The 10,571-nt window shown below is 61.6% G+C and carries 10 protein-coding genes and 1 tRNA gene; 3 read left to right on the top strand and 8 right to left on the bottom strand.

Going from position 1 to position 10,571, the window contains the following annotated elements:
• Positions 1 to 428 (top strand): hypothetical protein (locus tag NKI47_RS10355; protein ID WP_352589723.1); only part of this gene is annotated, 428 nt, incomplete at its 5' end.
• 531 nt (positions 429 to 959) lie between these two features.
• Positions 960 to 1,334 (top strand): hypothetical protein, encoded by a 375-nt coding sequence (locus NKI47_RS10350; RefSeq protein ID WP_352458232.1) that lies wholly within the window; start codon positions 960 to 962, stop codon positions 1,332 to 1,334.
• Here the strand turns inward: NKI47_RS10350 and NKI47_RS10345 are convergent.
• Positions 1,294 to 2,676: a DUF6538 domain-containing protein gene (locus tag NKI47_RS10345; RefSeq protein WP_352458233.1), complete on the bottom strand. Its 1,383-nt coding sequence runs from the start codon at positions 2,674 to 2,676 to the stop codon at positions 1,294 to 1,296. The two genes, NKI47_RS10350 and NKI47_RS10345, sit on opposite strands and share 41 nt — an antisense overlap.
• Before the next feature lie 137 nt (positions 2,677 to 2,813).
• Positions 2,814 to 2,898 (bottom strand) — tRNA-Leu (locus tag NKI47_RS10340).
• Between the two features lie 175 nt (positions 2,899 to 3,073).
• On the opposite strand from NKI47_RS10340, the gene lipB reads away from it, so the two are divergent.
• Positions 3,074 to 3,817, top strand: a complete 744-nt coding sequence (lipB, locus tag NKI47_RS10335; RefSeq protein ID WP_023676608.1) for a lipoyl(octanoyl) transferase LipB — start codon at positions 3,074 to 3,076, stop codon at positions 3,815 to 3,817.
• Positions 3,818 to 4,204: 387 nt separating this feature from the next.
• Here the strand turns inward: lipB and NKI47_RS10330 are convergent, their stop codons facing one another.
• The 6 genes from NKI47_RS10330 to NKI47_RS10305 all read right to left on the bottom strand — a co-directional run bounded on the left by NKI47_RS10330 (position 4,205) and on the right by NKI47_RS10305 (position 10,553).
• Positions 4,205 to 4,888 (bottom strand): ABC transporter ATP-binding protein, encoded by a 684-nt coding sequence (locus tag NKI47_RS10330; RefSeq protein ID WP_023676610.1) that lies wholly within the window; start codon positions 4,886 to 4,888, stop codon positions 4,205 to 4,207.
• Positions 4,885 to 6,171 carry a lipoprotein-releasing ABC transporter permease subunit gene (locus NKI47_RS10325; protein WP_352458234.1) on the bottom strand — a complete coding sequence of 429 codons (1,287 nt, stop codon included), beginning with the start codon at positions 6,169 to 6,171 and terminating at the stop codon, positions 4,885 to 4,887. Before NKI47_RS10325 ends, NKI47_RS10330 begins: the two co-directional genes overlap by 4 nt.
• A complete protein-coding gene (gene proS / locus NKI47_RS10320; protein WP_352570374.1) occupies positions 6,168 to 7,496 on the bottom strand; it encodes a proline--tRNA ligase in 1,329 nt (442 codons plus the stop codon). Before proS ends, NKI47_RS10325 begins: the two co-directional genes overlap by 4 nt.
• Before the next feature lie 560 nt (positions 7,497 to 8,056).
• Entirely contained in the window at positions 8,057 to 8,341 is a 285-nt protein-coding gene (locus NKI47_RS10315) for a DUF1467 family protein (protein ID WP_023676613.1), read from the bottom strand.
• A complete protein-coding gene (gene mce, locus NKI47_RS10310) occupies positions 8,338 to 8,742 on the bottom strand; it encodes a methylmalonyl-CoA epimerase (RefSeq protein WP_023676614.1) in 405 nt (134 codons plus the stop codon). Before mce ends, NKI47_RS10315 begins: the two co-directional genes overlap by 4 nt.
• 140 nt (positions 8,743 to 8,882) lie before the next feature.
• On the bottom strand, positions 8,883 to 10,553 hold the full coding sequence (locus NKI47_RS10305; protein ID WP_352589718.1) for a ribonuclease J: 1,671 nt from the start codon (positions 10,551 to 10,553) through the stop codon (positions 8,883 to 8,885).
• Between the last annotated feature and the right edge of the window lie 18 nt (positions 10,554 to 10,571).

Genomic DNA, 10,571 nt, shown 5'->3' with positions numbered 1-10,571 from the left:
TTGCGGCTGCCTGTCGATCGACCGGTGTAGCCTTGCGAACCCTGCCGATATGGCAGGACGCAAGGGGCCGGGGCCGAGGTATTGGCTGGGGTGAGTTGGCAGCCAAGTGCGAGACGCTGCGGACCGGTAACGTTCAGCGGCGGTATCGTTTGTCGCTGACTTTCTCGATCCACTCGACGGCGTTGCCATCAATTGCTTGCGCCGTCCTGCCAGACGGTTCGTTCCTTCTAAAGATGCGGCTGCATTTCAGCGGGCCAAGCGAAATAAGGAAATACGTCGAACTGCTCCGGGTGCGGCAGTCATCAACCTCTTCAGCCCCCCGAAACGCTGAGCATTGGAGCCGTTGCGCGTTGCCACAGGCTGATCGGATTGATCCGGCGGTTGGCGATACCTTTCTTGCGGCAACGAAGGACGAAAACGGTGTCTAGGCCATCGGTAATGGTAGCCTGTTCAAAATTTCGCCAATCGTTGGCTGATCGCCCGCACGGTACTGCATTCGGACAGCATGACCCAAGACTTTACATTAAGTATTCGAATTTGTTCGCTTTCGGCGCAGTTGGTCCCGCCCATCATTGAACCGACACGAATCTCATGACCGATTTCCTGCCAAGCGATCGCCGTGTGAAGCTTGTCAAACTCACCCCAAAGGTGCCGCAATATCGAGGAATGCTAATGATAAGGTAATCATAAGCGACCTCCCGAGATACTCGCGCTCCCACGCACTGATCCGGATCAGCTGATTGCCTCTCCTCAGGTAATTATAGCCCACCAAATCCGGCATTGCCTGCGTCCTCCGATCGGTTTGGTCGGATCGGATGAGGCATTCCGGCCCGCCGACAGCCTGCGGATCGATTCGGTCTCGTGTCCGGTTCAAGGGCATCGACCCGTCTGAGTCCGCTCAGCAATTCATGTGGCCGGATGTGGCTAGCTGCATCTGACAGTGCAGAGTTGCCGCAAGCGTGTTTTCCGATTTCTACGTCGAAGTATCGCCGCTGCACGATGCGGGAGGCAAACCGCTTTTCTCACCTGCGCCTGCTGCCATTATCTCGTCTGTGTCATCGCCGAACAGGAAACAGACGGGACAGACAATGACCTGTGTTCTGCCACAGGTAAGCACTGTTCCTGAGCCCGTGACCTTAGACAGAATTGACCGCGCTCTGGATACGCTCGCCCTAGCTATCCACAAGGCTGGCAACAAAGGACGAGCGTATCTCCCGATTTACGAGCGTCTTGAACGGGAGAAGAAGAAATTGATTGCAGAGATGGGCGCAATGCTGCGCGTCCAGGAACGGCTCAAACGATCTCGGGATCGAAAGGCAAAGCAATTTTTTTGAGTTCGTCTCGTCGCCATTGCAACGATCCGCCCGTACCATACTCTACACGCTCTATCGTATGGCCCATCAAGATTTTGCGAAGCTCGCTGTCGATACCTGCCTCCTTCATACGATCCTCGAAACTGTGCCGGAGCGAATAAATCTTGTGCTTCGGTGTCGGGAAAAGTTTGTGTGTTTTAAAGAATTTATTGAGGTTTGCAGAAAGCGCCTCTTCACGATTGCGGTAGCGCGGAAAGCCCTGCGGATTTTTCTTAAAAACTTCCAGCGCGACGCCTACCAGCGGTACATCTCGCACTGACCATTCGGTCTTGATCTCGCGCGGATCATCGGCGTCCTCTCGTGGGGTAATACGAACATACGGAACCGGCGTGTCAAGGAAGATCACGGTCTCATCAAGATTGCATATCTCGCTTGGGCGTGTGCCTGTCTCGATCAGCGCCAGAACGCAGCGACGCGCTTGAGCATCCAGGGATGCTAAAGCGCCCGGCCTCATGATCTGATCGGTTATCCATTTGGGTTCGAATGACGGCCGTTTACGACGGCGCTTGCCACGCTCCGAAAAGCGGAGGTCATCGAATGGGGTGCCTTTTTGTTCCTCGCCCAAATGAGCGAAATAACGCCTGTAGAGATCCCGCATGTTGCCGAGGTCTCGATTGCCGGCAGACGCCGAATGTGTCGCGGCTCCGATGTCTGGCGGCGGCGCGATGCGCTTGAGCCAGAACCGGTAGAAGGTCAGTCCGTCTTCACGCGTGACGTCGCCGATCGGCTTGTCACCAACCAGGGCAACGAAATTGTTTACGGCTCTCTGCTTTACCTTCTTCCACATTCGGCGCTGCGACTGGCTCTTACCCGCGACTTCATGGGCCATGATCTCATCGGCGTAGAGATCAAAAGCTTTGGAGACTTTGACCGGCGGCACCTGCACCCCGCCGAGGAGAGCGTCGGCGACCGCGGGGGCCGCTTGAACGCGCTCCAGCGCCTCGACACGCTTTAAAATTGAATCGACATTCTGAAAGCCTGCCACCTGTCCATTTGAAAGGTAGGAAACGCCCATGGCTTCAGCCCGGCGAACGGCGTCGCGATACTGATCGAGTGCTGACCTTGTCTCGCCGCCGCAAAGAAGCACCGCCCACAGGGTCTTGTCCGCGTCTTCGAGCTTGTCGCGCATGGCACGTGCGAGGCGGCGTTCGTCCGTTCCCAGGGACTTGCGAATGAACCTGCCGCGATCGTCGATGCCGACCATCTTGGCGGGCATTCGCCGATGATAATAGAAAATTCCGTCGCGCTGGACGAGGTAGCGATCCGGGTCTCTGGCGGGCTCTGCGACGGCCTCTTTTCGCATGGGCCAAACTCGCGATGTATCTCAGTTTGTATCCCAAATTGTATCGCATTTCGGCAAGAACGCCAAGCGCCCTCATCAACGGGTGCTCTGCCGGACTGGAGTTTCAATGGCTTAGAGGGCCAAGTTCACGAATTTGATGGTGCGGTCGAGAAGACTCGAACTTCCACGGGTTGCCCCACAGCGACCTCAACGCTGCGCGTCTACCAATTCCGCCACGACCGCACGTGGTAGGAGCCGGAACCAACCGGCCCGCGGCGTGTAGCAAATCGTTTCCGGTGAAACAAGTGCGCGGCCAGCAATAATCGGCCGGACATCGGCATAACTCTTCAAGGGCCGAACGTGCCGGAACTGGACGTTTGTACCGATTGCCGCCATATGAGTGGCGAGACGAGATATCATGACAGAACGCAGCCAGATCGCCACGTCGTTCCTGCCCTTGCCCGGCTCGGCGCCGGTCGAATGGCGCATCGAGCCCGGGCTCACCGCCTATCCCGATGCGCTCGCCGTGATGGAGGCGCGCGCCGAGGCAATCCGCAGCGGCGCCGCCGGCGAGATGGTCTGGCTGGTCGAGCACCCGCCGCTCTACACCGCCGGCACCAGCGCCCGCATCGAGGACCTGATCGAGCCGGACCGTTTCCCGGTCTTTGCCGCCGGGCGTGGCGGCGAATACACCTATCATGGGCCGGGCCAGCGAGTCGCCTACGTCATGCTCGACCTGAAGCGGCGGCGCGAGGATGTCCGCGCCTTCGTCGCCGCACTCGAACAATGGATCATCGGCTCGCTGGCCGCCTTCAACGTACGCGGCGAACGCCGCGAGGACCGCGTCGGCGTCTGGGTGGTTCGGCCGGACCGCCCCGCTTTGCCCGACGGCTCGGCGGCCGAGGACAAGATCGCCGCCATCGGCATCAGGCTGAGGCGCTGGGTGAGCTTTCACGGCATCGCCATCAATGTCGAGCCGGACCTTAGCCATTTCAGCGGCATCGTGCCGTGCGGCGTCCAGCATCACGGCGTCACCAGCCTTGTCGACCTCGGCCTTCCCGTGACCATGGCCGACCTCGACCTGGCGCTGAAATCCGCTTTCGAGGACGTGTTCGGGCCCGCCGCGGTGTCGCCTGTCGAAGTGTCCCGCAAGGCCGGCTGAAACACTCGCCCAATGCCTGCGCCAATATGCGAAGGCGGCCCTCGCTCATCAGCATCGAGCCCGCCCTTGAGCTCAATCCTCACATCGCGCCGATCCAGATTGCCATGGAAATGAGGAACGTGCTCATGCACACCAGCGAGACGACATCCTGAACAAGATCGGTCATAACTCTCTCCTGTTGTTAGTATGTTCGTATTTTGTTCTAATTTTGTTCGAATGTCAACGATCGCAGTCCGGGCGTCACCCGAATTGCGCTCGGTCATTTCGACAGGGTTAAGAAAGGGTTGAGAAGGAGATGCCGAGCGTTTCGGGGCCGACAGGCGCGCGAAAGCGGCGGGACGGCGCACGGCAGCTCGCGGGCCGTCATCGCCTCAATTGCAGCGCACCCTAAAGCGGCACAACCTTGCCGTCGGACAGCGTCACGCGGCGGTCCATGCGCGAGGCGAGCTCGTGATTGTGGGTGGCGATGAGCGCCGCCAGGCCCGATTGCCGGACCAGTGCTGCCAGCGCCTCGAACACATAGGAAGCGGTCACCGGGTCGAGATTGCCGGTCGGCTCGTCGGCCAAAAGCACCAGCGGCGCATTGGCGACGGCACGCGCAATGGCGACCCGCTGCTGCTCGCCGCCGGAGAGCTCGGAGGGGCGATGCTGTGCCCGCTTGCCGATCTGCATATAGTCGAGCAATTGCGCCGCCCGCTCGGCCGCCTCCTTGCGCGGCAGCCCTTTTATCAGCTGCGGCATCATGATGTTTTCCAGCGCAGAAAACTCAGGCAACAAATGATGGAACTGGTAGACGAAGCCGACATCGTTGCGGCGGATCGCCGTGCGCTCGTCGTCGGAAAGCCGGCCGCAGGCGCGCCCCGCCAGGATCACGTCGCCGGCGTCCGGTCGCTCCAGCAGCCCGGCCGTGTGGAGCAGCGTCGACTTGCCGGTGCCCGACGGCGCCACAAGCGCCACCATCTCGCCACGCTTCAGCGAAAAATCGGCGCCGTTCAGGATGGTCAGCTTGCGCGGCCCCTGTACATAATGGCGTTCGACGCTCTTCAGCTCGATAATGGCCTCGGCCATCATTCGTACCTCAGCGCTTCGACCGGATCGAGCCTGGCAGCGCGCCACGCCGGAAACAGTGTCGCCAGGAACGACAGCGCCAAAGCCATGAGAACGACCGAGATCGTCTCGCTGGCATCCATGCGCGCCGGCAGCTGGCTCAGGAAATAAAGCTCGGGATTGAACAGCCGCTCGTTGGCCAGCCAGGAGAAGAACTGGCGGATGCGCTCGACGTTGAGGCAGATCACGATGCCGAGCAGCACGCCGGCGATGGTGCCGACAACGCCGATCGCAGCCCCGGTCATCAGGAAGATGCGCAGGATCGCGCCGCGCGTGGCGCCCATGGTGCGCAGGATGGCGATGTCGTGGCCCTTGTCCTTCACCAGCATGATCAGGCCCGAAATGATGTTGAGCGCCGCCACCAGCACGATCAGCGTCAGGATCATGAACATGACGTTGCGCTCGACCTGCAGCGCGTCGAAAAACGTCTTGTTACGCTCCCGCCAATCGACGAGGGTGATCGGCCGTTGCGCCGCCTCTTCGACCTTCGGCTTCAGCGCGTCGATATTGTCGGGATTGTCGGCGTAGATCTCGATCGTCTGCGCCCTGCCGTCCATGTTGAAATAAAGCTGCGCTTCCGAAAACGGCATGTAGACGATGGAGCTGTCATATTCCGACATGCCGACCTCGAAGATCGCGGTTATCGGATAGCCTTTCATGCGCGGCGTCGTGCCGAGCGGCGTGACGTCGCCCTCGGGCGAGATCAGCGTGATGGTATCGCCGAGCACAAGGCCGAGATTCTCGGCCATGCGGCTGCCGATGGCGACTCCCTCGCCGGTGTCGAAGCCGACGATCGAGCCCGCCTTGATGTTGTTGGCGACGATCGTGATCTTGCCGAGATCCTCGCCGCGTATACCGCGCACCAGCGCGCCGGTGCCGCCGCCGACATTGCCTTGCGCCAGCACCTGCCCGTCGATCAGCGGAATGGCATATTTGACGCCGGGCACGCCGTTGATGCGGCCGGCGACCTGGTCATAGTCCTCCAGCGGCATGTCGAGCGGCTGCACGATCAGGTGCCCGTTGACGCCAAGGATGCGCGTCAGCAGTTCGGCGCGAAAGCCGTTCATGACCGCCATGACGACGATCAGCGTGGCAACGCCCAGCATGATGCCGAGGAAGGAGATCGAGGCGATCACCGAGATCACCGTCTCCTTGCGGCGCGAGCGCAGATAGCGCCACGCCACCATGCGCTCGAAGCCGGAAAAGGGTCCTGCCGCCGAAGGTTTGGCTGCTGCCGCTTCACTCATACGGCGGCACCGAAACGCTTTTTCACGTCGCCGATCGGCAGCGTCTCGCGCTCGCCGGTCCTGCGGTTCTTGATTTCGACCTCGCCGGCGGCGACACCACGCGGCCCGACGATCACCTGCCACGGGAGCCCGATCAGGTCGGCGGTGGCGAACTTGCCGCCCGGCCGCTGGTCGGTGTCGTCGTAGAGCACCTCCTTGCCGGCGGCGGCAAAGGCGGCATTCAGCTCGCGGCAGACGCGGTCGCATTCGGCATCGCCAGCCTTCATGTTGATCAGGCCGACATCGAACGGTGCCACCGCCTCCGGCCAGATGATGCCGTTATCGTCATGGCTGGCCTCGATGATCGCCGCGACCAGCCTGGACGGGCCGATGCCGTAGGAACCGCCAGAAACGAAATGATCCTTGCCGTCCGGCCCGGTCACCTTGGCGCCCATCGGCTTGGAATATTTGTCGCCGAAATGGAAGATATGCCCAACTTCGATGCCGCGCGCCGAGACCCTGTCGCCTTCGGAGAGCTTTTCCCATGCCGCCTCGTCATGCATTTCGTCGGTGGCGGCATAGGGCGTCGTCCACGTCTTGACGATGCCGCCGATCTCGGCGTCGTTCGAAAAATCGGTATCCGCCCCCGGCACCTCAAGCGAGAGATAGTCGCGATGGCAAAACACCTGGCTCTCGCCGGTGTCGGCCAGGATGATGAACTCATGGCTGAGGTCGCCGCCGATCGGCCCGGTGTCGGCGCGCATCGGAATGGCCTGCAGCCCCAGGCGCGTAAACGTCCTGAGATAGGACACGAACATGCGGTTATAAGCGGCCTTGGCGCCTTCATAATCGAGGTCGAAGGAATAGGCGTCCTTCATCAGGAACTCGCGCGAACGCATGACGCCGAAGCGCGGGCGCACCTCGTCGCGAAACTTCCACTGGATATGATAGAGGTTGAGCGGCAGGTCCTTGTAGGACTTGACATAGGAGCGGAATATCTCGGTGACCATCTCCTCGTTGGTCGGCCCGTAGAGCATATCGCGGTCTTGCCGGTCCTTGATGCGCAGCATCTCCTTGCCGTAGTCTTCATAGCGGCCGCTTTCGCGCCACAGCTCGGCCGATTGGATGGTCGGCATCAGGATTTCGAGTGCGCCGGCGCGATTCTGCTCCTCGCGAATGATCCGGCAGACCTTGTCCAGCACCCGCTTGCCGAGCGGCAGCCAGGAAAAGCTGCCCTGCCCCTGCTGGCGGATCATGCCGGCGCGCAGCATCAGCCGATGCGAGACGATCTCGGCCTCGCGCGGATTTTCTTTGAGAATGGGCAGGAAATAGCGCGACAAACGCATGGACTGGTCCGTGAGAGAGGATGGCGGCGCCGGAATCGGCGCAGCGCAGGCTTGCTTGCCCCGGCTTCATAGCCATTTCATGGCGGAATGGAAACCCGGCCCAAGCGCTGCACAGGCGCCGCAATTGCCGCACGCGGCTTGCTGGGCGTTTCGCAAGCAACGCCTGCCGTACTATTGTGCACTGCAGCACGAGATTGCCTGTTTCCGGGCAAAATTCTTCGTGACATTTTCACCCGCCTTAGGCTAGTGTGCCCCCATAACCGAGAGGGTAGAGAAAAATCTGCCCTCCTACGCGGTCAAAGTCTTGGGAGGATGCGATCTAGGCGCGGTAACTCGCTGCCGCCGGACACCGGAAACAGATCGGACGCGTTTAAATTGCAAGGCCTCGCGCCTTGCATTTTTTTTGTGCAATCATCTGGTTAGCACGACAGATTACCAAACTACATGACGTTGCGTCAGCCCAAACCCGCCCCGGCCTTTACTTTGGATTGACCTTGCTGGCTCAGCTTGATTTCAGAGCCTCGGCTAGGCTGGGATAGTCGGACACGGTAGGTAGCCGGCTAATGCGCTGGGCTCTGGTTGAAATCCGGCACGATGTGCGGGATGTCGTCGATACCGAGGCCAAGCCCTCTCGTGATGCCGTAGAAGATACCCATGAGGACCAGCGTGACGATCGTCGTGCGCAGCGCCGCGCGCAGCATGTGCGGTCCGCGCGGTGCGCTCGGAACCGTGCCAAGCGTCACGTCCCGATCCTCGTCCTGCGTCCGCATGCTGAACGGCAGGACGGCGAACAACACCACCCACCATGTGGCGAAGAACAGGGCGACAAACGAAACCCAACTCATGCTTGCTCCAGTTCGACCAGCGTGCCGAAGAAATCCTTGGGGTGCAGAAACAATACCGGCTTGCCATGTGCGCCGATCTTCGGATTGCCGTCGCCCAGCACGCGCGCGCCGCTGGCCTTGAGACGGTCGTGCGCCGCAACAATGTCGTCCACCTCATAGCAGACATGGTGCATGCCGCCGGACGGATTCTTCGCGAGGAATGCGGCGATCGGCGAGGCTTCGCCGAGAGGCTCGAGCAACTCGATCCTGGTGTTGCCGACGTCGACGAACACCACCGTAACGCCATGCTCCGGCAGCGCCTGCGGCGCGGTCACGCGAGCGCCAAGCGTATCGCGATAGACCGCCGCAGCCGCGGCCAGATCCGGCACCGCAAGCGCGACATGGTTGAGGCGTCCGAGCATAGCGTACTCCCGGGTTAGGGGAGTAGGGGAGTAAGGCAGTAGGGGAGTAGGGAAAAAAGGATCTAGAAGTGCATCTGTTTGCGCTCCTACCTCCTACTTCCCTACTCCCTTACTGCCCTACTCCCCTACTCCCTTGTTCGTCACCTCGTGACGAACACCGTCACCAGCGGCTTCTTGCCCCAGGCTTCGTTGGCCGCGCCGCGCACCGCGCGCCGCACTGCCTCCTGGACCAGGTCGAGGTCTTTTCGGCGCTGGCGGGGGATGGAGTCCACGGCGCCGATTGCCGCATCGATCATCAGGTCTTCCAGGCTCTCGCCGCTGCCGTCGGCCTCGGCGACGCCGATGGCGACGAGATCGGGATCGCCGGCAAGCTCGTATTTGTCGTCGAGCACGACATTGACGGCGACATGGCCGGCAAAGGACAGCTTGCGGCGGTCGCGAATGCCCATCGCCTGGTCGGTGCCGATCAGCCTTCCGTCCTTGTAGATGCGGCCGAACGGCACCTGGTCGATGATGGCGGCGGCACCCGGATACAGCCTGAGCATGTCGCCGTCGCGCACCTGCGCGACCTGGCCGATGCCGGACGTCGACATCAGCGAGCCCTGCGCCACCAGATGCGCCGCTTCGCCATGCACGGGAACGCCGATCTGCGGCCGCACCCATTCATACATCTTGCGCAATTCGCTGCGGCGTGGATGGCCGGAGACATGCACCAGCGCATCGCCGTCCTCGATGATCTTGATGCCGAGATCGATCAGGCGATTCTTGATTTCGAGGATCGCCTTCTCGTTGCCGGGAATGGTGCGCGAGGAAAACACCACCGTGTCGCCGGCCGTCAGCGCCACCGACTTCATCTCGTCGCGCGACAGCTTGGCAAGTGCGGCAAGCGGCTCGCCCTGGCTGCCGGTGCAGATGATGACGAGGTTTTCGCGCGGGATGAAGCCGTAATCCTCCTCGGCGATGAATTCCGGCAACCCGTCCATATAGCCGAGTTCATCAGCCACATCGATGACGCGCTTCATCGAGCGGCCAATCACCAGGCACTGGCGGCCGGCATCCCGCGCCGCCTTGGCGATGGAGACGATACGCCCGACATTGGAGGAGAAGCTGGTGACGGCGACCCGGCCCTTGGCGTTCTGGATGACGCTCTTGAGGCCCTCGCCCACCGCCACTTCGGACGGCGATTCCCCTTCCCGCATCGCATTGGTGGAATCGCAGACCAGCGCCAGCACACCCTTGTCGCCATAGGCTCGGAAGCGCGCCTCGTCGGTCATCGGCCCGACCGTCGGCGCCGGATCGATCTTCCAGTCGCCGGTATGGATGACGACGCCGGCCGGCGTCGTGATCGCCAGCGACATCGGTTCGGGAATGGAGTGCGCAACAGGGATGGCCTCGATCTCGAACGGGCCGACGGTGAATTTCTCGCCGGCCCGGTAGATCGTCACCGGGATCTTCGGCGCCCCTTGCTCGCCCTGCCGCTTGGCTTCCAGCAGGCCGGCGCTGAACGGCGTCATCCACACCGGCGCCTTGAGCTTCGGCCAGATGTCGTGGAGCGCGCCGTAATGGTCCTCATGCGCATGGGTGATGACGATGCCGCGCAGATTGGCGACATTCTCCTCGATGAAACGCGTGTCGGGCAGAACCAGGTCGACGCCGGGCAGGGTTGCATCGGGAAAAGTGACGCCGACGTCGACCACGATCCATTCGCGCGCATTGGCCGGCCCATAGCCGTAGAGGGCGAAGTTCATGCCGATCTCGCCGACACCGCCGAGCGGCACGAAGACAAGTTCGGCGTTTTCCGCTATCGCCATGGTCTTTCCTTCCTTGCC

Source organism: Mesorhizobium sp. M0633 (genome assembly GCF_040320645.1).
GTDB lineage: Bacteria > Pseudomonadota > Alphaproteobacteria > Rhizobiales > Rhizobiaceae > Mesorhizobium.
The sequence above is the reverse complement of the archived record's forward strand: the minus strand, read 5'-3'. Positions and strand labels throughout refer to the sequence as shown.

Coding starts and splice junctions, on each gene's coding strand:
- NKI47_RS10345 (WP_352458233.1), bottom strand. CDS start 2,676: ATGCGAAAAGAGGCCGTCGCAGAGCCCGCCAGAGACCCGGATCGCTAC.
- mce (WP_023676614.1), bottom strand. CDS start 8,742: ATGCTCGGACGCCTCAACCATGTCGCGCTTGCGGTGCCGGATCTGGCC.
- proS (WP_352570374.1), bottom strand. CDS start 7,496: ATGCGTTTGTCGCGCTATTTCCTGCCCATTCTCAAAGAAAATCCGCGC.
- NKI47_RS10325 (WP_352458234.1), bottom strand. CDS start 6,171: ATGAGTGAAGCGGCAGCAGCCAAACCTTCGGCGGCAGGACCCTTTTCC.
- NKI47_RS10305 (WP_352589718.1), bottom strand. CDS start 10,553: ATGGCGATAGCGGAAAACGCCGAACTTGTCTTCGTGCCGCTCGGCGGT.
- NKI47_RS10330 (WP_023676610.1), bottom strand. CDS start 4,888: ATGATGGCCGAGGCCATTATCGAGCTGAAGAGCGTCGAACGCCATTAT.
- NKI47_RS10315 (WP_023676613.1), bottom strand. CDS start 8,341: ATGAGTTGGGTTTCGTTTGTCGCCCTGTTCTTCGCCACATGGTGGGTG.
- lipB (WP_023676608.1), top strand. CDS start 3,074: ATGACAGAACGCAGCCAGATCGCCACGTCGTTCCTGCCCTTGCCCGGC.